Consider the following 25,305-nt stretch of genomic DNA (forward strand, 5'->3'; position numbering starts at 1 on the left):
AACAGCAATGTCACAGCCTTCCCAACCCCAGCCGCAATATATCTGGTTCAACGGCAACATGGTTCCCTGGCAAGATGCCCAGGTGCACGTCATGAGCCATGCCCTGCACTATGGCTCCTCTGTGTTCGAGGGGGTGCGTGCCTATGACACCCCCAAGGGTACCTGCATCTTCCGTCTGCAGGAGCACACCCGCCGCCTGTTCGACTCCGCCAAAATCTACTGGATGGAGGTGCCCTACAGCGAGGCCGAGGTGAATGAAGCCTGCCGCGCCGTGGTGCGCGAGAACGGCCTCAAGAGCGGTTATCTGCGTCCGCTGGCCTTTATCGGTAATGTGGGGCTGGGACTGCATCCACCGCTGGATGCCAAGGCCGAGCTCATGGTCGCTGCCCTGCCGTGGGGTGCCTATCTGGGGGAAGAGGGTCTGAAAAACGGGGTGGATGTGTGCGTCACCTCCTGGAACCGGCTGGCCCCCAACACGATTCCGACCGGCGCCAAAGCCGGTGGCAACTACCTCTCCTCTCAACTCATCAGCCGGGAAGCCAAGCGCAACGGCTACGCCGAAGGGCTGGCGCTGGATGTGAACGGCTACCTGAGCGAAGGTGCGGGTGAGAACCTGTTCCTGGTGAAAAACGGCGTGCTCTTCACCCCGCCTGCCACCGCCGCCATCCTGCCCGGCATTACCCGCGACACCATCATGACCCTGGCCCGGGATCTGGGTTATGAGGTGCGCGAGCAGGCGCTGCCCCGCGAGGCCTTATACGTTGCGGACGAGATCTTTATGACGGGCACTGCCGCCGAAGTGACGCCTGTGCGTTCGGTGGATCGGATGCAGGTAGGTGCCGGTTGCCGTGGCCCAGTGACCGAGCAGTTGCAGAACGCCTTCTTCGGGTTGTTCAACGGCCAGACAAAGGACAAATGGAACTGGCTGACCCCGGTCGATGACAAGTAACGGCTGACGAGAACGGGGAGGTGCCATGCCTCCCCGAGTCGCTTCCGGTCAGGGCATCCGTGTTGTGCCCTGACCAGGATCGATTCCCGATCCGCGAGTCACACATTCAAGAAATAATGCGCCCCATGGGCATTCAGGGAGTAGAGACAATGCCGAAGTTGAGATCCGCCACCACCACCCACGGACGTAACATGGCCGGGGCCCGCGCCCTCTGGCGCGCCACTGGCATGACAGACGAGGATTTCGGCAAGCCCATCATAGCCGTGGTCAACTCCTTCACCCAGTTCGTACCGGGTCACGTCCACCTCAAGGATCTGGGTCAACTGGTGGCCCGCGAGATCGAAGCCGCCGGCGGCGTGGCCAAAGAGTTCAATACCATAGCCGTGGATGACGGCATCGCCATGGGCCACGGCGGCATGCTCTATTCGCTGCCGTCTCGCGAGCTTATCGCCGACTCGGTGGAGTACATGGTCAACGCCCACTGCGCCGATGCCATGGTCTGCATCTCCAACTGTGACAAGATCACTCCGGGTATGTTGATGGCCGCCCTGCGCATCAACATACCCGTGATCTTCGTCTCCGGCGGCCCCATGGAAGCGGGCAAGACCAAGCTGTCCGATCAGATCATCAAACTGGATCTGGTTGATGCCATGATCCAGGGCGCCGACCCCAAGGTCTCCGATGCCCAGAGCGAACAGGTGGAGCGCAGCGCCTGCCCTACCTGCGGCTCCTGTTCCGGCATGTTTACTGCCAACTCCATGAACTGCCTGACCGAGGCGCTGGGGCTTTCCCAGCCGGGCAACGGCTCCATGCTGGCGACCCATGCCGATCGCGAGCAGCTGTTCAAGCTGGCAGGCCAGCGCATCGTCACCCTTGCCAAGCGTTACTACCAGCAGGATGACGAGAGCGCCCTGCCACGCAACATCGCCACCAAGGCGGCGTTCGAGAATGCCATGGCGCTGGATATCGCCATGGGCGGTTCCACCAATACAGTGCTGCACCTGCTGGCGGCGGCCCAGGAGGCCGGGGTGGACTTCACCATGGCCGATATCGACCGCATGTCTCGCAAGGTGCCCCAGCTGTGCAAGGTGGCCCCCTCTACCCAGAAGTACCATATGGAAGATGTGCACCGTGCCGGTGGCGTGGTCGCCATTTTGGGTCAGCTGGAGAAGGCGGGTCTGGTGCACGGTGACACCCGTACCGTACTGGGCGGCTCCCTGGCCGAGCTGCTCAACGAATACGACGTCAGCCGCCAGCCGAGCCAGGAGGTGGTGGACTTCTACCGCGCCGGGCCAGCTGGCATCCGCACCACCAAGGCGTTCAGCCAGGATTGCCGCTGGCCCGAGCTGGATGTGGACAGAGCCGAGGGGTGCATCCGCTCGCTGGAGCATGCCTACAGCCTGGAGGGGGGCCTCGCCGTGCTCTCCGGCAACCTGGCCCTTGATGGCGCCATCGTAAAAACGGCCGGGGTGGATGACGAGCACCTCTGCTTCCGTGGCCCGGCCCGGGTATTCGAGAGCCAGGACACGGCAGTTGCCGGCATTCTGGATGGCACGGTCAAGGCCGGTGAAGTGGTCGTGATCCGCTACGAAGGCCCCAAGGGCGGCCCCGGCATGCAGGAGATGCTCTATCCCACCACCTATCTCAAGTCCATGGGATTGGGCAAACAGTGCGCCCTGATCACAGACGGCCGCTTCTCCGGCGGCACTTCGGGTCTCTCCATCGGCCACGTCTCGCCCGAGGCGGCCTCTGGCGGCACTATCGGTCTGGTGGCGGATGGCGACATCATCAACATCAACATCCCGGCCCGCAGCATGGTGCTGGAGGTGGCCGACAGCGTGCTGGCCGCCCGCCGCGTTGCCGTGGAAGCCCGTGGCTGGAAGCCGCTGGATCGTCAGCGTCAGGTCTCCTTTGCCCTGCGCGCCTACGCCATGCTCGCCACCAGCGCCGACAAGGGCGCTGTGCGTGACCGCAGCAAGCTGGAGGAGTGATGATGAGCTTTTATCGTTTGCTCCGTTATGAGCCGGGCGCAGTATGTGCCCATCAATGCGAGACGGAGGAATAACTCATGGTCTCTGCGGCTGATTATCTACGCAAGGTGTTGCTCTCCCCCGTCTATGAGGCGGCGCGGGTGACTCCTTTGCAGACCCTTAAAAAATTGTCCGAACGGCTTGGCAACCATGTGGCGCTCAAGCGTGAAGACTTGCAACCCGTGCACTCCTTCAAGCTGCGCGGTGCCTACCACAAGATCGCCACCCTGACCCAGGAGCAGAAGGATCACGGCGTCATCGCCGCCTCTGCCGGCAACCATGCCCAGGGGGTCGCCCTGTCGGCGGCCAAGCTCGGTATCAAGGCCATCATAGTGATGCCCAAGACCACGCCGGACATCAAGATCGATGCGGTACGCCGCCAGGGCGGCAACGTCATGCTGTTTGGCAACAGCTTCGATGAGGCCTATGCCGAAAGCCGCCGCCTCTCCGAACTCGAGGGCTACACCCTGATACCGCCGTTTGATGACGTCGAGGTGATCGCGGGCCAGGGCACAATCGGCAAGGAGCTGCTGGAGCAGGATACCCATCTCACCCATGTCTTCGTGCCTGTGGGCGGCGGCGGCCTGGCCGCCGGTGTGGCGGTTTATATCAAGCAGCTGCTGCCGGACGTCAAGGTGATCGGGGTGGAAGCGGAGGGGTCCGCCTGCCTCAAGGCTGCCATGGAGGCAGGCGAGCCTGTCAATCTGGAGCGGGTCTCACTGTTTGCCGACGGTGTGGCGGTCAAGCGCATCGGCACAGAGACGTTTCGCCTGTGCAACCAGTATCTGGACGAGGTGGTGACTGTCTCCAACGACCAGATCTGCGCCGCGCTGAAAGACATCTTCGATGATTGCCGTGCCATTGCCGAACCTTCCGGCGCCCTGTCGCTGGCGGGGCTCAAGGCCTACAGCGAGCGGGAACAGGTCAAGGGCGGGCGGATGGCAGCCATTCTGTCGGGCGCCAACGTCAACTTCCACAGCCTGCGTTATGTGTCGGAGCGCTGCGAGATCGGCGAGAAGCGCGAGGGCATGCTGGCGGTGACCATACCCGAGCGCAAGGGGGCTTTCCTCGACTTTTGTCGCCAGCTTGGCCCGCGCATGGTGACCGAGTTCAACTACCGCTATTCGGATGCGGCTCAGGCGTCGCTGTTTGTCTCGGTGCGCCTGACCGGCGGCGACGAGGAGCTGGGCCAGATCATCGACCAACTCGGTGGCAACGGCTATCCGGTGGTCAACATGACAGAGAGCGAGCTGGCCAAGAACCACGTGCGCTACATGATTGGTGGCCGCCCGGCCCGGCCCCTCGGTGAGCGTCTCTACAGCTTCAAGTTTCCGGAGCAACCGGGCGCCCTGATGCGCTTTCTGGAGACCCTGGGCTGTCGCTGGAACATCAGCCTGTTCCACTACCGCAACCACGGCGCCGACTACGGCCGCGTGCTCTGCGCCTTCGAGCTGCCGGACGAGGACGTGGCCGCCTTCCACGACTACCTGCGCGAGATTGGCTACGGCTGGAAAGAGGTCAGTGACGACCCCGCCTACCGGCTGTTTCTGGCCAGCTGATACAGAGCGAAAAGCAGGAGGGAGGCGTTATGCCTCCCTCTTCTTTTTGGGCCTGTTTCTTGGGTCTTAGGTGGCGACAGTTACCTATTGGCCACCGGAAGATCCGAGTTTATGCAGCACTTTCAACGCACTATGACAATCCTCATGCACAGGGTCGTTTTCCCGTCTGGAATGTCGCCAGCTTCACACTCTTGAGTCCCTGGTCATTTGAGGCTGACAAGAGATGGGATAACCTGAGTGACGGGGCCAGCTTGGCCCCATCAGGGAAGAGAGCGCATTGCGCGCCCACAACGACTTATTGCAGAGGCTTTCACCATGAATAAATCGATACTTGCCGCTCTGGTCAGCGGCCTGCTTGCGACGGGGGCCGTGCAGGCTGCCGCCCAGGACAATACCTGGTATGCCGGGGGCAAGGCCGGTTGGTCCAAGTACTTCGACGTCGACCAGAAGCAAGTGGTTTCGGATACCCTGGGGGCGCTGCAAAATACCGGCACCAGCAAGGATGCTCTCGGACTGGGTGCGTTTGCCGGTTATCAGCTCAACCCCAACCTGGGTTTCGAGTTCGGCTATGACTGGCTCGGCAAGTACACCTCGTCCGGTGAGCTGAGCGGGGTCAGGGTGGAGGGGGAAGCCAAGAGCCAGATGATCCAGGCCACCATGAAGATAGGGTTTCCGGTCAATGATGCGCTGGATCTCTATGGCCGGATTGGTGGTGGCTACGCCTGGACAGACAGCGAGCTGTCAGCCCGGACGGCGACCGATTTCATCAAGGAAACCGGTGACAAGCATGGCGCAGTTTTTGTCGGGGCCCTGGGCGCCGAATACGCTATTGACCGTGACTGGGCCGCCCGTCTCGAATATCAGTACACAACTCCGCTGGGAGATGCCTCCCTCGATCGTTCCGGCATAGAGATGGATAACGGCCTGCTCTCTGTGGGCATGCTCTATCGCTTCGGCCAGCACGGGAACGAGGTGGTGGCCCCTGCTCCGGCCCCCGCCGTGGAGCCCGCACCTGCCGTTGTGGTGGCCCCCAAGACGTTCAGCCTGAGTTCGGATGTGCTGTTTGAGTTCAACAAGGCCACCCTGAAGCCGGCCGCCAGTCATGCGCTCGATACCCTGTTCAGCCAGATAGTGGCGGCCAATCCCAAGGACGGTGCCGCGACTGTGGTGGGGCATACCGACCGTATCGGCTCCGATGCTTACAACCAGGCATTGTCGGAACAACGTGCCCGCACAGTGGCCGACTATCTGATCGCCAAGGGACTCTTTGCCGACAAGGTGCGAGTCGAGGGGCGTGGCAAATCTTCCCCCGTGACCGGCAACAACTGCACCACTGGCTCCAGGCCTGCACTCATCGCCTGTCTGGCCCCGGATCGCCGGGTCGAGATCCACCTGGAAGGGGTCTCCCAGCCAGTCCAGTAACGGCATGGACGGGATAGCGAGATAACAAGGAGGGAGGCGCTGCCTCCCTCCTTGTTTTATGTGGTTCTGAGTGGCCATCGTTTCAGCCGTTGAAAACCTTGGCCCAGCAGGATCAGCAGCAAGGCGCCCGGCAGCACTGTCTGCCACAGGAAGGGCCACTCCTGCCCCGTCATCAACACCAGCAAGGGGTTGGCGCCAGCGGGGGGATGGATGAGATCCAGGCCTTGCATCAGCGCGATGGCCAGACCCACTCCCAATGCCAGCTGCAACTCCAGCGGCAAGGGGAGCCACTGCACCAGCAGTCCGACGCTGGCGGTCAGCAGATGGCCTCCGAGCACCTTGGATGGACGAGCCAGCGGGCTTGCCGGCAGTGAAAACAGCAGCACACAGCTTGCCCCGAAAGGCGCCATGATCAGGGCCGTGTGCCAACTGACGTTCAACCAGCCCAGTATCCCGATCGCCAAGGCGGCCCCCAGCCCTGCCCAGAACGGGCCATACCATTTTTTCATCACGTTTCTCTCTTGGTTTGTCTGACATGATTAGGCACATTAGGTAGACAGATCGGTGTACTTCAAGGGATAAATCGTGAGTGAAAAGCGCCAACAGCTGATGGCAACCGCCTATCGCCTGTTCAATCGCCATGGTTTTCACGCAACCGGCATAGATCGCATCTGGGCGGAGGCGGGTAGCACCAAGCGAACCCTCTACCGCCATTTTCCGACCAAGGATGCCTTGATCGAGGCTGTACTGCTCTCCCGCGAGCAGGAGTTCTTCGCCCTGCTCGAGGGGAAGCTGGCAGGTCTGGAGGGGAGGGTGAGTCGATTGCAGGCTCTGCTCGACGGATTCGGGGAGTGGTTTGGTCGCAGAGATTTCTACGGTTGCAACTTCATCAATGCCAGCGCCGAATTTGCCGATCCGCGTCATCCGGTACGCAAGCTGGTGGTGGCGCACAAACAGGCGCTGTTGAACTGGGTCAGAGTGCAGCTCGGGTGCAGCATCCCGCAAGCCACCGGACTTTGTCTCTTGCTGGAGGGCGCCGTTGTGATGGCCCACAGCTATCAGCAGCCGCTGGCACTGGTGCAGGTCAGATCGTTGGCCCTGGCCTTGTTATGTGCCGATGATGACGCAACCGTGATCTGATATAGCCAATCGGTGTTAAGCCCCCGGTTGCAGCTGGTCGATAACTGACCAGATGTATAGCGCCGAGGGCGATCAGATGCGCATCGATCACTACGACCTCCAGGGGGAGGTACAACACCAGTATCAGCAGCTACAGACTCGCAAGGTACGTAATCTGGGGCCTGTCGCCCCGGTTGTGCCCGGGAATACGACAGCCGGTGAGGCCACCCCTGCTGCAGGTCCGGCTGCGGATCCTGTTGTGGAACGCGTGGTGGCGGAGCTGATGCGCTCAGCCAGAACGACCTCGACGCAAGGGGGGGCGGGTCAGCAAGGTGCCATGGGGACTGAGGGGGTACCCTCTCTGGTCAAGCCGGAAGCCGAGGAGACCAATCCAAATGACGGCCTGGATAACCGGCTGCGGCTGATCAAGCTGATGATAGAGGCCATGCTCGGCCACGAGATAGAGCTGCCCAAACCCATCAAGTCATCTGAAGGGGAGATGGAGGGCGTGGCCCAGGGAGAGGCCGCCCCTCAGGCAGCGGAGCCGGATCGGGCGGTGGAGGTGACCGACACTCTGCTGGAACAGGAGCAGCTCAAGGTAGTGGCATCGGCCAGCGTGCAGACCAGTGACGGCCAGACCTTGCAGCTCGATCTCGGCTTTGTACTCGACTGGCGGCAGCTTGAAGTGAGTCAGCGCCGCACCACCCTCAATGCCCTGAAAGACCCGCTGGTGCTCAGTCTGGATGGCAAGATAGCCGATCTGACCGAGGCAAGGGTCAACTTCGATATCGATCAGGATGGCAAGGATGACAGCCTGCCGGGTTTGAGCGAAGGCAGCGGTTTCGTGGCGCTGGATCGCAATGGCAACGGCGCCATAGACGATGGTGGCGAGCTGTTCGGTGCCCGTTCCGGCAACGGTTTTGGTGAGCTGGCGGCGCTGGATGAAGATGGCAACGGCGTACTGGATGAACGAGACAGCCACTTCTCTGCCCTGCAGTTCTGGCACCCGGACCATGCTCCCATCGCCCTGGTGGAGCTGGGAATAGGTGCCATACTGCTGCGCCCCCTCGATACGCCCTTCAACCATCTGGGGGAGAGCGGCAATCAGGGGGTCTTGCGCCAATCCGGCCTCTACCTCACCGAGCAGGGCAAGGGGGGCTGGGTGCAGCAGATCGATCTGCGGGTCTGAACCCGGACCCAGGCTGGCGAATCGCGGGATCGCGAGTCACCACTTCTGGCAAGTCGCCGCCAGCGCTTGAGCAATATACGAACTGGTTCAGTTCAGCTCGGTGGGGTCTATATCCAGACTCCAGCGCACCTTCTTGGTCTCGGGCCAGCCGTCCAGCTCCTTGACCGCCCAATCCATCAGTTGTGCCAGCGGGGCCCGGTTCGGCCCCTGCACCAGCAACTGCATCCGGAACTTGCCCGCCTTGCGTTCCATGAAGCCGCTGATGGGCCCCAGCACCTGCACGTGGGGGTAACGGGCGCTGCGCAGCGTATCTGCGAGGCGAGCGAGAAACAGCTGTACCTCGTCACGGCCATTGGCCTCGGCCCGAAACAGCCCCTGATAGCTGAACGGTGGCAACCCCAGCAGGTGGCGCTCTTTCAGCGCCGTGTCGGCGAAGTGGCCGTAACCGTTCTGGGTCAGATCCTGCAACAGGGCATGTTCCGGGTGGTGGCTCTGCAACACCACCAGACCGGGCTTGCTGGCACGACCTGCGCGACCCGCCACCTGGGTGTAGAGCTGGGCCAGCTTCTCGGCGGCGCGAAAATCGGCGGAAAACAGGGCACCATCCACATCCAGCAGGCCGACCAGCGTCACATCCGGGAAGTGGTGGCCCTTGGCCAGCATCTGGGTGCCGATCAGGATCTTATACTTGCCCGCCTTGATGTCACCGAGATGGGTCTCCAGCTCCCCTTTACGGCGGGTGTTGTCTCTGTCGATGCGCACTACGGGGTATTGGGGGAAAACCGTGGTGAGCAGCTGCTCCAGCTGCTCTGTGCCCACCCCTGAGCCTATCAGCTCGTTGCTGCCACACTCGGGGCAGCTGTGGGGCAGGGGGCGCACGCTGTCGCAGTGGTGGCAGTGCAGGCGACGCCCTGCCTGATGCCAGGTGTACCAGGCGTCACAGCGCTCGCAGGCGGCGCTCCAGCCACACTGGTGGCAGATCAGCGACGGGGCATAGCCGCGCCGGTTGAGAAACAGCATCACCTGATTGCCCGCCGCCAGGTGCTCCGCCATCAATTGCTCCAGCTGGGGGGAGAGCCCGGCCTGCAGCCGAACGCTCTTGATGTCCAGAATCACCTGACGGGCTGTCTGGGCGTTACCGGCGCGCCGCGTCAGGCTGAGGTGGTGATATTTGCCGGTGCGGGCGTTGTGCAGCGTTTCCAGCGAGGGGGTGGCCGAGCCGAGCAGGATGGGAATGCCGGCGCGATGGGCCCGCATCACGGCGAGATCCCGGGCGTGGTAGCGAAAGCCGTCCTGCTGCTTGAAAGAGCCGTCGTGTTCCTCGTCGATGATGATGATGCCGAGGTTCTTGAACGGGGTGAAGACGGCGGAACGGGTCCCTATCAGGATGGCGGCGCCGCCATCGCGGCAGGCGAGCCAGGCATCGAGCCGCTCCCTGTCATTCATGGCGGAGTTCATCGCCACCACGGGCACCTTGAAGCGACGGCGGAAGCGATTGATGGTCTGGGGGGTGAGACCAATTTCGGGCACCATCACCAGCGCCTGCTTGCCCGCCTTGAGCAGGGGCTCGAGAATGCTCAGGTATACCTCTGTCTTGCCGGAGCCTGTGATGCCGTCGAGCAGGAAGGCGCCGAACTGGTCACTCTGGCTGGTGACGGCGGATACCGCCAGCGCCTGCTCGCCGTTGAGGCGCAGCCCTTCTCCCGCGTCAAAGTGCGTCGCCCAGTCACCATCATGACTCGGCTCCAGGCTGCGTTTCTCCAGCAGGCCCTTCTTCTCCAGTGCCGTGAGCGCCGCGCTCTGGATCTCCTCCTGCTTGAGGGCGGACGGGGTTTGCGGCCCCTTGCGCAGCAGGGCGAGGGCCTGTTGCTGCTTGGCAGCCCGCTTTAGCTCATTAAGGTCCATATCCATCCCGGCTTGCGTGGCAAACCAGAACTCCAGCTCCCGATAGGCGGCTGGCTCCCCCTTGCGTACCAGCACCGGCAGAGCGTGGGGCAGCACCTCTCCCAGCGGATGCTGGTAGTAGTTTGCGCTCCAGTTCATCAGCGCCAGTATGTCCGGCCCCAGCACTGGCGTGCTGTCGAGCACCCTTTTCAAGGGTTTCAACTTGGCTCGAGGCACCTGGCTCTCGGCCGGATGGTCGACCACCAGCCCGACCAGCGTCTGGGGGCCGAAGGGGATCTCGACCCGACAGCCGGGCTCAGGCAGGGGCAAGGGAGAGAGATAGTCGAAGTGACGGCGTAACGGTACCGGGACAGCGACACGAACCAGATCCAGCGTTTGGGAAGAATTCACCAGGGATTGCCTATTTTTTCTGCGAAGCCACTTGCCTGATCTCAGGCATTTCCTATATTATTCGCAGCCTTTGAAACTGTGTTCAACAATCGTGTGGTGTCCGACAGAAGATCGGATAGCGACACGGCCTGATAATTGAGGTTGTCCATGAAAGCTGGTATCCATCCCGAGTACGTAGCCATCACCGCCAAGTGCTCTTGCGGTAACGTCATCAACACTTTCTCTACCATGGGTAAAGATCTGAACCTGGACGTGTGCTCCGCATGCCACCCGTTCTATACCGGCAAGCAGAAAGAAGTTTCTAGCGGCGGCCGTGTAGACAAGTTCAACAAGCGTTTCGGTGGCTTGACTGCCAAGAAGTAATCTTACTTCTGAAGAATTCTGAAAAAGGCGCCCATCGGGCGCCTTTTTCATTGGTCGACGTTTTGTATTGAACCGGTTTGCCCTATGGTGTTGGCTCAATCAAAGGAGATGCATGTCTGTCGATGACAGCACCTTCATGGTGAGCATGAACAATACGGGAGGAGTGCCAATGCGAAATTGTCTGGTGATGGGAGCCGCGGGTTATATCGGTTCCTATCTGGTCCCTCACCTGCAAGGGCTGGGTTATCGGGTGATCGCTGGCGCTCGTCGCCCCTGCCGCCTGCCGCAGGGCGTGGAGTTTCGCTTTGCCGACAGCCTCAAGCCCATCACCCTGCTGCCTGCGCTGGCGAACATAGACACCGTCTTCTATCTGGTCCACGCCATGGGGGCTGGCGCCGATTTTCACCGGCTGGAGCAGCAGGGAGTGAAGAACTTTGCCGCCGCCGCCCGCGCCGCCGGGGTACGCCGCATCATCTATCTGGGTGCCATTCAGCCCGAGCAGTGCAACAGTCGTCATCTCAACTCCCGCCGCTATTGTGGTGAACTGTTTCGTGACTCGGGTGTGCCGACGGTGGAGCTGCGCTCCGGCATCATCATAGGGCCGGGCTCGGCTGCCTTCGAGGTGATGCGGGATCTGGTGTTCAACCTGCCCATGATGGTGACCCCCAAGTGGGTGCGCTCTCGCACGCCCCCAATCGCCCTCTCCAATCTGTTGCACTATCTGGGCGGGCTGGTGGAAGTTGAGGGAGTGGATGGCCAGGTGCTCAATGCCGTTGGCCCCGAGCTGCTCAGCTACCAGCAGCAGTTGCAGAAGTTTGCCGCCCATATCGGCAAGCGCTGCCCCATTATTCCCATCCCCTTCCTGAGCCCCAAGCTTTCCGCCTGGTGGCTGCAATTCGTCACGTCTGTGCCGCAGCCGGTGGCCAAGGCGCTGGTGGGTGGCCTCAAGCACGATATCCCTGTCGATGATGGCCCGCTGCGGGCCTTGCTGCCCCAGACACTGCTCAGTTTTGACGAGGCGCTGGCGGAGAGTCTGGCGCTGGAGCAGAAGCTCGGTGCCGAGCAGCAGGGGGAGGAGACGCCGCTGGGCTTGCGCTGGCGCCATCCCGAGTACGGCTTCTATGACCGCACCGCCAGCGGGGAGGCCATCTGTCTCGCCTCGCCAGAGGTGGTGTGGCAGGTATTGCAGCAGTTGGGGGGGGAGCAACGCTACTTCTACATGAACGAACTGTGGGTGGTGCGCGAGTGGATGGATCACCTGATCGGCGGCCCGGCCCGTACCCGTGGTCGCACCAACCCGGATCGCTTCGTGAAGGGGGACATGCTGGACTCCTGGCAGATCCTGGGGGTGGATGAAGGGCGCAGGCTGGACCTGCTGTTCAACATGAAGGCGCCCGGGGTGGGGCGACTGGCGTTCAATATCCTGCCGGAGGAGTCCGGTCTGACCCGGATCAGGGTCACCGCCCACTGGCATCCCCAGGGCGCCTGGGGACTGGCCTACTGGCTTGCCATGCTGCCGTTTCATCTCTTCATCTTTCAGGGGATGACGGAGGCCATCGCCAGACAGGCAGAAGCCAAAGCAGGCATCCCTGTGATGGGGTGAAACCATATCTATAACTAAATGGGTATTCATGGTTAGCATGACGTGCTAATTACTGAATTGTCATTGGCCACCGGCGATACTTTCCTCTGTGAAAGGCCGGCGGTTTTCTTTATGATCCCCAGCCCTCGCCTGTCGCGAGCCAATGCACCACATCATTCACTTCCGTATCGGGGTCCCCCATGTCCGATCTGCGTCACGATCTTCGTCAACAAGCACTCGATTACCACGCTCAGCCCATGCCGGGCAAAATTGCCATCGCCCTCACCAAGCCCGCCGAGACAGCCCACGATCTGGCGCTGGCCTACAGCCCGGGTGTGGCCGAGCCGGTGCGCGAGATCGCCGCCAATCCCGATGATGCCTACCGCTACACCGGCAAGGGCAACCTGGTGGCCGTCATCTCCAACGGTACCGCCATACTGGGGCTGGGCAACCTGGGGCCGCTGGCTTCCAAGCCGGTGATGGAGGGCAAGGCCCTTTTGTTCCAGCGCTTTGCCGGCATAGATGCCATCGACATAGAGGTGAAGCACGAGACCAGCCAGCAGTTCATCGACACTGTGGCGGCCATCGCCGACACCTTCGGTGGTATCAATCTGGAAGACATCAAGGCGCCGGAGTGCTTCGAGATCGAAGAGTCGCTGATCGCGCGCTGCAATATTCCCGTGTTCCATGATGACCAGCATGGCACCGCCATCGTCACCGCCGCCGGTCTGCTCAATGCGCTGGAAGTGCAGGGCAAGCGCATCGAACAGAGTCGCATCGTCTGCATGGGGGCGGGGGCTGCGGCCACTGCCTGCATGGATCTGCTGATCAAGTGCGGCGCCGCGCCACACAACATCTTCATGCTCGACCGCCAGGGAGTGATCCACACGGAGCGTACCGACCTGAACCGCTACAAGCAGCGTTTTGCCAACGATACGCAACTGCGCACCCTGATGGATGTGATTGAAGGGGCGGATGTGTTTGTCGGTGTGTCCGGTCCGGATGTACTGCCCGCCGAAGCGGTGGCCCTGATGGCGCCCAATCCGGTCATCTTTGCATGCTCCAACCCGGATCCCGAGATCAAGCCGTCCCTGGCCCACTCGGTGCGTGATGACCTCATCATGGGTACGGGCCGCTCCGATTATCCGAACCAGATCAACAATGTGCTCTGCTTCCCCTTCATCTTCCGCGGCGCGCTGGACGCCCGCGCCAGCCGCATCAACGATGCCATGAAGATAGCCGCGGTCGAGGCGATCCGCGGTCTGGTGAAGGAGCCCGTACCGGCCGAGGTGCTGACCGCCGCAGGGGTGAGCGCACTGGCCTTCGGCAAGGATTACGTCATTCCCAAGCCGATGGATGCCCGTCTGCTGCCACGGGTGGCCCGTGCCGTGGCGCTGGCGGCGGTCGCCTCAGGCGTGGCGCGCGTCGCTCTGCCGGCAGACTACATGCTGGAATAAGTCTGCGGCGCCATGCCGATCACGACAGAAGGGGCCCCATCATGGGGCCCCTTTTTGTTACGGGAAGCTTGATGCGTCGTTATTTAGTCTTGGGAGCGACCTTGACGGCCGGTGTCTTGGCATGAGTGGCCTTGTGGTGCTTTTTCACCACCTTGGTCTGGGTCGCCTGAGGGGCGGCTGCCTTGGTGGGGGTGGCTGCCATGGTGAAGCCGGAGGTCAGGGCGAAGACAGCGGCCAGGCTCAGGGGGATCAGCTTGTTCATATTCCAGTTCCTCATTCGGGTTGATGACATGGAGCTTTTCTCCATGACGTCATCCTAGGGCTGTTCCGCTGGCGGTTCAGTGAGTGGCTGGTGACGGTTTGTATCCAAATGTACAGGCAGCCTGAGGCAGAAGCGGGCGCCGACTGCACTGGGCAGCAACTGCACCTCACCACAGTGGTGGCGGGCTATGCTGCGCACTATGGCGAGGCCGAGACCGGCGCCGCCGGTACGGCGATCCCGGCTCTGATCCAGCCGCACGAAGGGCTCGAAGATCTGGGGCGCCAGCGCCGGATCTATGCCAGGGCCGTCGTCGGCCACCTCCAGCAGATAGTGATCCTGCTGCTGGCTCATGGCGAGGGTCACCCGGCTGGTGGCGTGGCGCAGGGCGTTGCCGATGAGGTTCTCCAGCGCCCGATCCAGCAGGCGGGGATCGCCGCGCCAGGGCAGGGGATGGGTGGGACACACCAAGTCGAGTCGTTTTTCTGGCCGCAGCGTCTGCCAGTCCGGTAGGCGGCTGCCGGCCCAGCTTGCCAGCTCCAGCTCGCTGCATTGCAACGGCAGCTCGGGACGATCCAGCCTGGCGTAGGTGAGCATCTCCTCGATGAGGGCGTCCAGTGCCCCCAGATCGCGCTCCAGCCCCTGTTGTTCCGCTGCCGATGGTTGCGGGTCCAGCATAGCGAGCCGGTAGCGCAACCTGACCAGCGGGGTGCGCAGCTCGTGGGCGATGGCATCGGTCAGCTGTTTGCGACTGGCCAGCATGGCTTGCAGCTGTTCCGTCATCTGATCGAAGGTGCGTCCCACCCGGCCCAGGCTGCTGCCGGGCGGCAGGCCGGTGCGGCTGGAGAGATCCCCGTCACCAACCCGGCGGGCGGTTTGTTCGAGCCGTTGCAGACCACGCCAGTGCGGGCGCAGCCAGAGCAGGATCGGCAGACCGAGGGAGAGACCTATGGCCAGCAGCAGCCCCACATCGACCCAGTGCAGCTCGTGCAGATAGGAGAGATAGGGCACTGGGCCGACGATCAGCACTTGATCGGTGCCCGGGATGCGCTGCAGGAAGGTGTCATCCCCTTCGACGATGACTATGTTGCCCGCCTCGATAAAGGCCTGATCCTCCTTGGCCAGCGGCTGGTTGGCGAGGGCACCGATCTGCAGCGGCAGGGTGAGCTGGCGACTCTGCTCCGCCATGCGCACGGGCCAGCGCTCTGGCGGCAATCGCGCCAGTTCGCCGGTGAGCAGGCCGAGGGAGCCTTGCATCATTCGCTCCAGATAGCGGTCGCCCGCCCGCTCGGCGCTGACCTGATAGACAAGGCCGACCAGCAGTATGGCCAGGGTGAAACAGCCGATCAGCAGCAGGTAGAACTGGATAAACAGACGGCGCATGGATGTGCTCTCCCGTGGTCAGTGGCGGATGGCCCTATTATTCCCAGGCGTGGGGCACCAGCAGATAACCCTTCTGGCGCACCGTCTTGATGCGGGTCGGGTTGTTGCTGTCATCCCCCAGCTTGCGGCGCAGGCGGGAGATGGCCACGTCCATGCTGCGGTCCTGGCCGTCGTAGTCGCGGCCACGCAGGCTGCGAAACAGCGCCTCCCGTCCCAGGATCTGGCCCGCATGGCAGGCCAGCTCCCACAAGAGGTCGAAGTCGGCGGTGGAGAGAGGGATGCTGTCGCCATCGAGCCGAACGTCCCGGCCCGGCCCGTCGATCCTCAAGCGGCCGAACTGCAGGCGCTGGGGCGGCGTATTGGCCACGGCTGCTTGCGGTGCCTGTCCCTGCTGGCGGAACTGGACCCGCAGCCGGGCCAGCAGCACAGGGGGCGGCGTTGTCTTGAGGATGTAGTCGTTGGCTCCCAGCTCCAGACTCAGGATCTGGTTCATGTCGCTGTCGAGGGAGGTGAGCATGACGATGGGGCCCTTGAAGCGTGGCCGCAGATCCCGGCACAGGGAGAGACCATCCTGCCCAGGCAGCATGATGTCGAGCAGCACCAGGTCTGGTTGCTCGGCTTCGATTCTGGCAAGTGCCATGTCGCCTCTGGGCTCCAGCAGCACGTCGATGTCGTGGCGGGCAAGCCAGCTGCTGATGAGCTGGCCTATTTCGGGATCATCTTCAACAAAAAGAATGCGTTGCATTGTGGCGTGACACCCTGGCAGTGGCGCGGATGCGCGCCTGCCAGCATACCGGCTCCCCGCGTGGCGTGCACCGGGATAACTAATCAAACAGGGCCCAAGGGCCCTGTTGTCATGCCGGTCGTGGAGACCCGCCGAATCAGCCTGCCTTGCGCTTCAGGTAGACCCCGGCTTCCATGTGATGGGTCCAGGGGAACTGGTCAAACAGGGCGAAGCGGGCGACTTCGTGGGTCTCGCCCAGCACCGCCATGTTGGCCTGCAGTGTCTCAGGGTTGCAGGAGATGTAGAGGATGTTGTCGTACTCCTGCACCAGTTTGACAGTGGCATCGTCGAGACCGGCGCGGGGCGGATCGACGAAGATGGTGTTGCACTGGTAACTCTTGAGATCGACTCCCTTGAGGCGGTTGAACTCCCGCTCGCCGCGCATCGCCATGGTGAACTCTTCGGCCGACATGCGCAGTATGATCAGGTTGTCGACGCCGTTGGCGGCGATGTTGAACTGGGCGGAGTCGACGCTCGGCTTGGCAATCTCGGTGGCCAGCACCTTGCGGAAGTTCTGGGCCAGCGCAATGGAGAAGTTGCCGTTGCCGCAGTAAAGCTCCAGCAAGTCGCCTTCGCTCCCCCTGGTCACATCCAGCGCCCAGCCCAGCATCTGCTCATTGATGGCCGCGTTGGGCTGGGTGAAGCTGTTTTCCACTTGCTTGTAGGTGAGCTGGCGGCCGGCCACGTTGAGCTGCTCGATGACGAAGTCATCGCCCAGACATATCTTCTGCTTGTGGGCGCGGCCAATCAGCCGCAGGTCGAACCCCTGAGCCTGCAGATCGGCTTGCAGCGTCTCGGCGGCTTGCTGCCATTCGGCTTCGAGTTTGCGATGGTAGAGCAGGCTCACGATGATCTGGCCGGATTGGGTCGAGAGGTAATCGATCTGGAACAGCTTGCGACGCAGCACAAAGTGCGGGCGCAGCCCTGCCAGCAGCACCGGCATCAGCTGGTTGATCAGAAGACTTGCGGTGGGGAAGTGATCGACCCGGATGATCTCCTTGGTGGCCTGGGCATACATGCAATGGAAGAGGTCATCCCCTTCGTGCCAGATGCGAAATTCGGCGCGCATCCGGTAATGCTCGGCGGGTGAGGCATGCACCTCCAGCGCGGGAGGATTGAAGCCGGCAAACAGCTGGGTGAGTCGCTCGCGCTTTTCGTCGAGCTGGGCCTGATAGTCGGCGGGGGTCCGCAGGGCCTGGGAGTCGGCGCCAGCTTGCTGGATTTGGGTCATGATATACCTCACATGCACACCGGCAGGGCCGGGTCGAAATCGGGGGGAAGGCAGCAGGCCACCCAAAGGGGCCCGATTTTAAAAGCCAGCCGCAGATTGTCCAGTATTTTGTGGTCAAGAAGTGTTCAGTCAGGCCGATACCTGATCTACAGGCATGGTGGGAGGACACATTATGCAAATCGACGGCGTGGGCTCAGCCCAACCCAAGGGAGTGGGCGTTTCGCCCAAGGCACCCCAACAGGCACAAGAGAAGCAGGCCAGCAGCGGGGAAGAAGTCTCCTTGCACCAACCGCCCAAGTGGGCGCAGGTACTGGTACAGCAGGCGTTGCAGTTCGCGCTGGAGATCAACGGTCAGCGCTATCAGGCACCCAAGGCACAAGAGCCGGAGGTGGTCACCCCCGAGACCCTGTTCGACTTCCAGTCGGTGGCAGACAATGTGTTGCAGTTCATCACAGGCCGGCTTGGCGCCGCCCGTGCGGACGGCAAGTCCGATGATGACCTGACTGAAATGATGGAGCAGGCCCGCAAGGGCGTGGACATGGGATTTGGTGCCGCCAGGGAGCAGCTGGGTGACTGGGCCACCGAGAACGAAGATATCAAGACCGGCATCGATCAGAGCTACAAGCTGATCCAGGACGGGCTTGAGGAGTTCGAGAAAGAGTTCTTTGGCAAGGTCTCCACCACCGAGATGGGAGCGGCCGAGATGGCCAGCCGTCAGCAGGGATACCTGGAGATCCAGACCAAGGATGGGGACAAGGTGGTACTGCGCTTCAACGACAGTTGGCAGGTCAAATCCGAGAACAGCGAGAGTGGCAGTCAGTTCAGCCTCAAGTCGAGCCAGAGCTTCAGCTTCTCGCTGGAGGGGGATCTCAGCAGCGACGAGATGGATTCCATCGGCAAGCTGATCAAGGGGATCGACGATCTGGCGGGAAACTTCTTCTCCGGCAATTTCGAGGACTTGCTGAAGAAGGCGGGCGAGTTGAAGCTGGATGACAGCCAGCTGGCCTCCTACTCCCTCAAGCTCAAGCAGAGCGTCAAGCTGAGCCAGACCTACCAGGGGGCCAGCTCCCTGCAGGATCTCCTCAAGCCGCTGGCGGATTACCTGCCCAAGCTGAATCAGGTACAGCAACAGGCGGATACCCTGCTGCCGGAATCGCAACAACAGGCGGATACCCTGCTGCCGGAATCGCAACAACAGGCACTGACCCCTGCGGTGCTGGCGGCCCGTGGCCAGACCGAACCGGCTCAGGTGAACAGCTTTACCAGCTTCAACCAGCGGATGCTGGAGGCGCTGCGAATGATAGGCCAGTTCCAGCCTGCGACCGAGCCCGCCAGCAAGAGCGTCTGAGCCGCCATCGCCCGGTTCAAGCCATAAGCTGCCGTTTGCCAGCTCCTCCGGGGGCTGGCAAACTGGCTCTTTTCCCAATCCGGTCAGCCCATGAACCCGAATCCCAAGAAGCCCAGAGACAAGCGCGAGCTCTGCTACCCCTTCATCTTCGAAACCCAGTTCCAGTGTGATTACGAGATAGCCACCGACGAGCTTTGCTGTCAGGTGGGGGCCGTGCTTGCCCATCTGCCTGCGGAAGAGGAGACCCGCGAGATTGTGGCCGACCTGGGGGCCCTGCAGCGACTCATCTACAACCTCAACGGTTCGGTACGGGGCAAGCTCGGTATTTTTGAAGAGGATCTGGCGTGGTTGAAAACGCGGTATGACCACTACAACGAGGCGAGCCGCGGTCGGGTCACGGGTTTTGTCTTGCCTCGTGGCCCGCAGCCCATCCCCACCCTGCACCTGTGCCGCTGCGGCAGCAAGAAGGTGGTTCGCCTGCTGGTGCGCCTCGAAGAGAGCGGCGTCCGCTTCGATCCCATCCTCTATCGCTTCGCCAACCTGCTGGCCAACTTCTTCTTCGTACTGACCGTCTACCTCAAGCAGTTGTGGCAGGTAGAAGAGGTGCCCTACGTCAGCATCAATTACTGACCAAGTGGCTGAAAAGGCTTTTATTTTTTGGGAAGATCAAAGACGATCCAGCCATGCCATTGCAATCTGGATGGCGCCGATAGCGGAGCGGGGGAAGTCATGACGACGATTCATCTCAGTGGCAGTTCATTCTTGATGCCGGGCAATCTGGCCTGGCGGTCGCTGGCTGTCCATGGCGAGGTGCAGGTCGCGCCCCATGGACAGTGGCTGCAAACCCTGATGAATCCATCTGAAGCGGTTGCCCCCCAGACTCACATCATCATCTGGCTGTGGGAAGATCTGGTGCCGGCACAGACGCTGGTAGCGTGGAGCGGTTTGGCACAAGAGGCGCAACAGCTGGCTGTGGCCGCCTTCGTCGCATCACTCTGTCAGCCCCTGCAACAACGTTTGCAGCGTCGGCCGCAGGATCACCTGCTGGTCGGGGTCTGCAGTCGTTCCCCTGTCTCCGTATTTGGGGCTGCGCCCTCAGCGCTTGCCTGTCTGGCCCATGAATGTGAGCGCCAGCTTGCCCATTTGCGGCGGCAGCATCCCGGCCTGGATGACCTGCATCTGCAGCTCTGGTTGCAACAGCAGGGTCGCCACCACTGTTTCGACAACCGCAATCACTATCTGATGTCCTGCCCCTTCTCCATGGCCGGGTTGGCCAGTCTGGCTCAGTGGATTGCTGCCTTGCTGCAGCGGCTGCACAGGCCAGCTCACAAGGTGCTGGTGCTCGATTGCGACAATACCCTCTGGGGTGGCGTGGTCGGCGAAGATGGCGTGGGTGGCGTCCTGCTGGGGCAGGATGGGGTGGGGCGCCTCTATCAAGCCTTCCAGCAGGCGGCCATTTACTGGCATGGGCAGGGCGTCATATTGGCGCTCTGCTCCAAGAATCTGGCCGACGATGTGTGGCGGCTGTTCGATCAGCACCAGGGCATGGTGCTTGAGCGTCAGCATATAGCCGCGGCCGAGATTGGCTGGGAGTCCAAGTCAGCCGGCCTGCGGCGCCTGGCCGCGCGGCTCAATGTGGGGCTGGACAGTCTGGTGTTCTGGGATGACAGCGAGCTGGAGCGTGCCGAGGTGCGTGCCAATTGCCCCGAGGTCACCGTCATCACGCCCCCCGCCGAGATCTGGGGTTGGCCCGATGCGCTGATGACGCTCGCCGAGCTGCAAAGCCGCCACCAGAGCCGGGATGACGGCTTGCGCCAAGGCTCCTATCAGGCACAGGCAGAGGCGAATGCAGTGCGCCAGCAACTGGGCGACGAACAGGCCTTCTTGCAACAGTTGGGGCTGCGGGCGGGCTGGCAGCCGCTCTCCCAAAGCACCCAGCTGCGGGCCGAGCAGCTGAGCCAGAAGACCAACCAGTTCAATCTCTCCGCCCGGCGTTATCAGGCGGGTGAGCTGGCACAGCTTGCCAGTACGCAGGGCGAGGTCTGGCTGGCCTCGCTGCGGGACAAGTTTGCCGATCACGGCATGACGGCCCTGCTGGTGCTACGCCCCCTCAATGATGGGGCCGTGCTGCTCGATACCCTGGCCATCAGCTGTCGGGTACTGGGGCGAGGCTTCGAACACTGGCTGCTGGCGCAAGTGGCTGCCCGACTGATGGCAAAAGGCGTTGACCAACTGGTGATAAGCATGGTGCCCACGGATCGCAACCAGCCGGCGCGGGATTTTCTGGCGACCCTGCCGACCCGGTCGATAACCACTCCAGCGGGATTGACGCCGCTGGCGGACGAGATGTTCCTCTGCCTGGATCTCCCCTCTCTTTCTCTCCCGTTTCTGGAGTTTTATGCCAATGAATGACCTCATCGCGCTGGTTCGCCAGCAATTTCCCCATGCCAGCATCAACGAGCAGGCCGCCCTCGGTCTCGGCAGCTTTCCCGAGTGGGACTCTCTGGGACACTTCAATCTGCTGCTGCTCATCGAGCAGCACTTTGCCGTGCGGTTCGAACCGCAGGAGCTGGCCGATATCAGACAGGCTCTGCTGCGCAAAGGGGTTGCCGAGTGAAACAGGCCATCGAACAGGCGCTGAGCGAACTGGGGATCCCCAAGGGGAGCGCCCTCATGGTGCACTCGGATGCCATGGTCGTGGCCCAGTTTCCCGGTATGGGCAATGCCCAGGGGATAGCCACCTTCTGGATGCACCTGGAGCAGTGGCTGGCGGGGGATCTGCTGGTGCCGACCTTCACCTACAGCCCAATGGCGGGCGAGTGTTTCGACCCGGCAGCCACCCCGAGCAAGGTGGGGCTGATGACGGAGGTATTCAGGCAGCGTGACGGCGTCACCCGCACACTGGATCCCATCTTCAGCTTTGCCATCAGTGGCCCCCACGGGGCCGAGCTTGCGGCCCGTGAGTGTCACGACTGCTTCGGTCAGGAGAGCCCGTTTGGCTGGCTGGCGGAGCAGGATGGCTGGTTGCTGGGATTGGGCTGTCACCCGGACAGGATCACCTTTACCCACTATGTGGAGCAACGGCTGGCCGTCCCCTATCGCTATCACAAATTGTTCGAGGGGCAGGTGTGCGTCGCCGGAGCCTTGCGCGACTGGCAGGCCGACTACTATGTGCGGGATCTGGCGCTGGCCAGCGAAATCGACCTCTCCCGGCTGGTGGCCCTGTTGCAGGAGAGGGGCGCCTGGCATCAGACCCTGTGCCAGCGGGTACCAGTCTGGGCCGTGTCCTGTCGCGATTTCATTCTGGCCGCCAGTGAACTGGTGGCGACGGCGCCATTCGCCCTGATCCGTGCAGGAGGGGAATCCCATGCAGTTTGACCATATAGGTCTGGTGGTGCCGGATCTCGCCAGCGGTGAGGCCTATTGCCGGGAGGTGCTGGGGCTGACTCGCTTCTCGGTGGCGGTGGAAGATCCGTTGCAGAAGGTATGGGTGCAGTTCGTGCACGATGAGGGCGGACTTTGCTATGAGCTGGTGGCGCCGGCGACAGAGGATAGTCCTGTGACCCAGGTGCTCAAGACCCGGCGCAACGTCATCAATCATCTGGCCTATCGGGTGCCCTGCCTCGCTGAGAGTGCCGCCAGACTGCGAGATCAGCGTCACCTTCCCCTCGGCCCCAGCCAGCCGGCCATCGCCTTTGGCGGTGCCCACGTCCAGTTTTTCCTGAGCCCCCTTGGCCATATAGTCGAGTTGATCGAGGCACCCACCGCATGAGTTTTTCACCAAAGAGCGACTATCTGCCCACAGACTGGGACGATCAGGGGCAGCTCGGCGAGCAGTTGCATCGCTTGTTGACCCTGCTGTTCCCCCTCAACCGCAGCCTGACCGGTGATGGCGTGCGCCAGACTCTGGCCCTGATCCGCCAGCACTGCCTGCCTGATCTGCAGATCAGGGAGGTGGCCAGTGGCACCGAATGTTTCGACTGGACAGTGCCCGATGAGTGGAACGTACAGCAGGCCTACATAGTGGGGCCGGACGGTCGCAAGGTGGTGGATTTCAAGGATCACAACCTGCATCTGGTGGGCTACTCGGAGCCGGTGCGCTGCACCCTTTCCCTGGCCGAACTGCAGCCTCATCTGCACTCCTTGCCCGACATGCCGGATGCCATCCCTTATGTCACCTCCTACTACAAGCGTCGCTGGGGCTTCTGCCTGCCGCACAAGGTGCGTGAGGCGCTGCCGGGAGAGAGCGAGCAGGAGATACTGCTGTCCAGCTACACCTGCCACCCCTCCATGGCCAACAACGAGCTGTCAGGCCCCTGTGTCGGTGTCTTCCTGATGGCCTGGCTCGCCTCCCTGCCAAAGCGCCGTTACAGCTATCGGTTGATGCTGGTGCCCGAAACCCTGGGGGCCATCGTCTACCTCTCCCGCCATCTGGACCACCTCAAGTAGCACACACTGGCCGGCTTCAACCTGACCTGCCTGGGAGATGAGCGCAGCTACTCCTTCCTGCCCTCACGCCAGGGCAACACGCTGGCCGATCGCATCGGCCGTCATGTGCTGGGCCACCTGGCGCCTGGTTACAAGGCTTACAGCTTCCTGGAGCGAGGTTCCAACGAGCGCCAGCTTTGCGCCCCCGGCATCGATCTGCCGGTCACTACTCTGATGCGCAGCAAATATGGCTGCTATGTCGAATACCACACCTCGCTGGATGATCTCTCGCTGGTGACCCCTGCCGGTCTGGCGGGCGGTTTCCTGGCGCTGCGACGGGCCATCGAGTGTCTGGAACTGGATGAGCGTTGCGAGGTGACAGTGCTGGGAGAGCCCCAGCTGGGCAAGCGGGGTCTCTATCCGGATCTGTCGACCCGCTATTCCGGTTGGCAGGTGAGGGAGATGATGAATCTGCTGGCCTACAGCGATGGCCAGCTGACCCTGTTCGAGATCGCCGAGACCATCAAGGTGCCTTTCTGGCGGGTGGCGCCGCTCGCTAGATCACTTCTTGACGCGGGGTTGCTACGTCAACATAGCCCCGTTCTTGAAAATGCACTTACAAAATAATCATTACTTGGAGTGTATGGGGTTGGTAAATATGATAGTGATCATACCTCAGCTCCTTATCGAATATCACATGTTTTGTATGGCAGAAAAATGCCACTTTATCTACCTTGGTCATGCTTTAAGGAGAGACTTATGAAGTGCCCATATTGTCACGGTGATAACACATTGGTTTTCCTTGAGAGAAAAATGCCAACAGTCTTATCTGCATATTCTGGCAATTTTCCCGTGAAAGTGGCAGAGATGCAGATCAGTGCTTGCAAGGATTGCCTAGTCGGTTTTGCATCGAAGAAATTATCATCGGAAGAGTTAACTGAGATATATGATAACTATTTATATATTTCTCCTCTCAATAATATTGGCGTTACTAAATATGATGGGATGATTGATACTATCAAAAAGCATTTTAGTGTAAATGATGAAATAATAGAAATCGGTTGTTCGGAAGGGTATCTTTTGAAAAAACTCAGAGATATTGGTTTTTCTAATGTGACGGGAATTGAGCCAGGCCCTCAGGCTGATAGTGCGAAGGCATTGGGACTCAATGTCATAAAAGGTTATTTTGATGCCACTCATGCTAAAAATAAAATCGATGGCTATTATCTGATGCATGTGTTCGAGCATTTTGAAGAGCCATTCTCAATTTTCAGATTAATGTCTTCAACATTGAATGAGACAGGGAAAATTGTAATTGAGGTTCCAAACTTTGGTGGTTTTCACGTTCAACACCTATTCTATTACAATCTTTATTTCATGCAGGTTTTGTCTCGAGACAATGATTTAAAAGTAATAGATTTTTGCATTGAAAATGGCAGTTTAAGAGTTGTATTTACTAAGAGTGAAAATACACAATGTCGGGAAGTAGATCTAGTGTTCGACAAGATTAAGTATATGCCAAATCTTGTAGATATTAAAAATAGCTGTGAATCATCTCGTGAGAGAGTTAATGATTTTCTTAGAGGTAAAGATACTGTTTTTTGGTGGGGAGCAGGTTCAGCATCGGTCATTCTTCTGAATGAAATAGAGCGAGATGTGTTGGACAATACCAAAATAGTCGTTATTGACGGAGATAGGAATAAGTCTAATCTTACGATTCCTGGTGTGAACTTGAAAGTTAACCATTATAGTACTATTGGTAATTTACATATCAATAACTTGGTGATTGCATCCAGCTTCTATAAAGAGATATTTGATTCAATTAGGCTCAGTGGCATAACGTATGACCATGTTGAGGTTTTTAGTTATGCCTAAAATGTACAGATCTAGTTATCACCTGACACCGG

22 protein-coding genes and 1 pseudogene are annotated in these 25,305 nt (G+C 60.8%); 17 read left to right on the forward strand and 6 right to left on the reverse strand.

Annotated elements, in window-relative coordinates; genetic code table 11:
* The first annotated feature begins 7 nt into the window (after nt 1-7).
* The 4 genes from AXW79_RS20900 (at nt 8) to ompA (ending at nt 5,960) form a co-directional block, all read left to right on the forward strand.
* Nucleotides 8-949, forward strand: a complete 942-nt coding sequence (locus AXW79_RS20900) for a branched-chain amino acid transaminase (protein WP_005318217.1) — start codon at nt 8-10, stop codon at nt 947-949.
* A 149-nt stretch (nt 950-1,098) separates the two neighbouring features.
* Nucleotides 1,099-2,940 carry a dihydroxy-acid dehydratase gene (gene ilvD / locus AXW79_RS20905; RefSeq protein WP_005318219.1) on the forward strand — a complete coding sequence of 614 codons (1,842 nt, stop codon included), beginning with the start codon at nt 1,099-1,101 and terminating at the stop codon, nt 2,938-2,940.
* A gap of 77 nt (nt 2,941-3,017) precedes the next feature.
* Nucleotides 3,018-4,538 (forward strand): threonine ammonia-lyase, biosynthetic, encoded by a 1,521-nt coding sequence (ilvA, locus tag AXW79_RS20910; RefSeq protein ID WP_005318222.1) that lies wholly within the window; start codon nt 3,018-3,020, stop codon nt 4,536-4,538.
* A gap of 315 nt (nt 4,539-4,853) precedes the next feature.
* On the forward strand, nt 4,854-5,960 hold the full coding sequence (gene ompA / locus AXW79_RS20915) for a porin OmpA (protein WP_005318225.1): 1,107 nt from the start codon (nt 4,854-4,856) through the stop codon (nt 5,958-5,960).
* Nucleotides 5,961-6,016: 56 nt separating this feature from the next.
* Here the strand turns inward: ompA and AXW79_RS20920 are convergent, their stop codons facing one another.
* Entirely contained in the window at nt 6,017-6,469 is a 453-nt protein-coding gene (locus AXW79_RS20920; protein WP_005318227.1) for an HPP family protein, read from the reverse strand.
* Between the two features lie 76 nt (nt 6,470-6,545).
* On the opposite strand from AXW79_RS20920, the gene AXW79_RS20925 reads away from it, so the two are divergent.
* Nucleotides 6,546-7,100, forward strand: coding sequence for a TetR/AcrR family transcriptional regulator (locus AXW79_RS20925; RefSeq protein ID WP_005318229.1), 555 nt, complete (start codon nt 6,546-6,548; stop codon nt 7,098-7,100).
* A gap of 52 nt (nt 7,101-7,152) precedes the next feature.
* Nucleotides 7,153-8,268, forward strand: coding sequence for a hypothetical protein (locus AXW79_RS20930; protein ID WP_005318231.1), 1,116 nt, complete (start codon nt 7,153-7,155; stop codon nt 8,266-8,268).
* An 87-nt stretch (nt 8,269-8,355) separates the two neighbouring features.
* On the opposite strand, the gene priA is transcribed toward AXW79_RS20930, so the two are convergent.
* A complete protein-coding gene (gene priA / locus AXW79_RS20935; RefSeq protein ID WP_005318233.1) occupies nt 8,356-10,563 on the reverse strand; it encodes a primosomal protein N' in 2,208 nt (735 codons plus the stop codon).
* Between the two features lie 147 nt (nt 10,564-10,710).
* Between priA and rpmE the strand changes: the two genes are divergently transcribed.
* The 3 genes from rpmE to AXW79_RS20950 all read left to right on the forward strand — a co-directional run bounded on the left by rpmE (nt 10,711) and on the right by AXW79_RS20950 (nt 13,965).
* Nucleotides 10,711-10,926 carry a 50S ribosomal protein L31 gene (rpmE, locus tag AXW79_RS20940; RefSeq protein ID WP_005318234.1) on the forward strand — a complete coding sequence of 72 codons (216 nt, stop codon included), beginning with the start codon at nt 10,711-10,713 and terminating at the stop codon, nt 10,924-10,926.
* 169 nt (nt 10,927-11,095) lie between these two features.
* A complete protein-coding gene (locus tag AXW79_RS20945; RefSeq protein WP_043144593.1) occupies nt 11,096-12,529 on the forward strand; it encodes a DUF2867 domain-containing protein in 1,434 nt (477 codons plus the stop codon).
* Between the two features lie 179 nt (nt 12,530-12,708).
* Entirely contained in the window at nt 12,709-13,965 is a 1,257-nt protein-coding gene (locus AXW79_RS20950; protein WP_005318238.1) for a malic enzyme-like NAD(P)-binding protein, read from the forward strand.
* Between the two features lie 79 nt (nt 13,966-14,044).
* On the opposite strand, the gene AXW79_RS20955 is transcribed toward AXW79_RS20950, so the two are convergent.
* The 4 genes from AXW79_RS20955 to trmA all read right to left on the reverse strand — a co-directional run bounded on the left by AXW79_RS20955 (nt 14,045) and on the right by trmA (nt 17,622).
* Nucleotides 14,045-14,227: a hypothetical protein gene (locus AXW79_RS20955; RefSeq protein WP_005318241.1), complete on the reverse strand. Its 183-nt coding sequence runs from the start codon at nt 14,225-14,227 to the stop codon at nt 14,045-14,047.
* A 54-nt stretch (nt 14,228-14,281) separates the two neighbouring features.
* Nucleotides 14,282-15,607 (reverse strand): two-component system sensor histidine kinase RstB, encoded by a 1,326-nt coding sequence (gene rstB, locus AXW79_RS20960; RefSeq protein WP_005318243.1) that lies wholly within the window; start codon nt 15,605-15,607, stop codon nt 14,282-14,284.
* Between the two features lie 37 nt (nt 15,608-15,644).
* Entirely contained in the window at nt 15,645-16,352 is a 708-nt protein-coding gene (gene rstA, locus AXW79_RS20965; protein ID WP_005318245.1) for a two-component system response regulator RstA, read from the reverse strand.
* Nucleotides 16,353-16,488: 136 nt separating this feature from the next.
* Nucleotides 16,489-17,622, reverse strand: a complete 1,134-nt coding sequence (trmA, locus tag AXW79_RS20970; protein WP_005318248.1) for a tRNA (uridine(54)-C5)-methyltransferase TrmA — start codon at nt 17,620-17,622, stop codon at nt 16,489-16,491.
* A gap of 172 nt (nt 17,623-17,794) precedes the next feature.
* Here trmA and AXW79_RS20975 point away from each other — a divergent pair, with 172 nt between their 5' ends.
* From AXW79_RS20975 to AXW79_RS21010, 8 genes and pseudogenes are all read left to right on the forward strand, one after another.
* Nucleotides 17,795-18,970, forward strand: coding sequence for a DUF5610 domain-containing protein (locus AXW79_RS20975; RefSeq protein ID WP_005318250.1), 1,176 nt, complete (start codon nt 17,795-17,797; stop codon nt 18,968-18,970).
* Nucleotides 18,971-19,060: 90 nt separating this feature from the next.
* Nucleotides 19,061-19,600 (forward strand): ATP--cob(I)alamin adenosyltransferase, encoded by a 540-nt coding sequence (locus tag AXW79_RS20980; protein ID WP_005318252.1) that lies wholly within the window; start codon nt 19,061-19,063, stop codon nt 19,598-19,600.
* Between the two features lie 99 nt (nt 19,601-19,699).
* On the forward strand, nt 19,700-21,382 hold the full coding sequence (locus AXW79_RS20985) for an HAD-IIIC family phosphatase (RefSeq protein WP_011898230.1): 1,683 nt from the start codon (nt 19,700-19,702) through the stop codon (nt 21,380-21,382).
* Nucleotides 21,375-21,587 carry an acyl carrier protein gene (locus AXW79_RS20990; RefSeq protein ID WP_005318255.1) on the forward strand — a complete coding sequence of 71 codons (213 nt, stop codon included), beginning with the start codon at nt 21,375-21,377 and terminating at the stop codon, nt 21,585-21,587. The genes AXW79_RS20985 and AXW79_RS20990 overlap by 8 nt, the downstream gene beginning before the upstream one ends.
* A complete protein-coding gene (locus tag AXW79_RS20995; protein WP_005318257.1) occupies nt 21,584-22,348 on the forward strand; it encodes an AAC(3) family N-acetyltransferase in 765 nt (254 codons plus the stop codon). Before AXW79_RS20990 ends, AXW79_RS20995 begins: the two co-directional genes overlap by 4 nt.
* Complete coding sequence (locus AXW79_RS21000) at nt 22,338-22,742, forward strand: VOC family protein (RefSeq protein WP_005318259.1); 405 nt, start codon at nt 22,338-22,340, stop codon at nt 22,740-22,742. The genes AXW79_RS20995 and AXW79_RS21000 overlap by 11 nt, the downstream gene beginning before the upstream one ends.
* Nucleotides 22,739-24,025: pseudogene (locus tag AXW79_RS21005) on the forward strand (DUF4910 domain-containing protein). The gene AXW79_RS21000 and the pseudogene AXW79_RS21005 overlap by 4 nt, the downstream one beginning before the upstream one ends.
* Before the next feature lie 132 nt (nt 24,026-24,157).
* Complete coding sequence (locus tag AXW79_RS21010) at nt 24,158-25,273, forward strand: class I SAM-dependent methyltransferase (RefSeq protein ID WP_100766234.1); 1,116 nt, start codon at nt 24,158-24,160, stop codon at nt 25,271-25,273.
* Nucleotides 25,274-25,305: the final 32 nt, after the last annotated feature.

Source organism: Aeromonas salmonicida subsp. salmonicida (assembly GCF_001643305.1).
Classification (GTDB): domain Bacteria; phylum Pseudomonadota; class Gammaproteobacteria; order Enterobacterales; family Aeromonadaceae; genus Aeromonas; species Aeromonas salmonicida.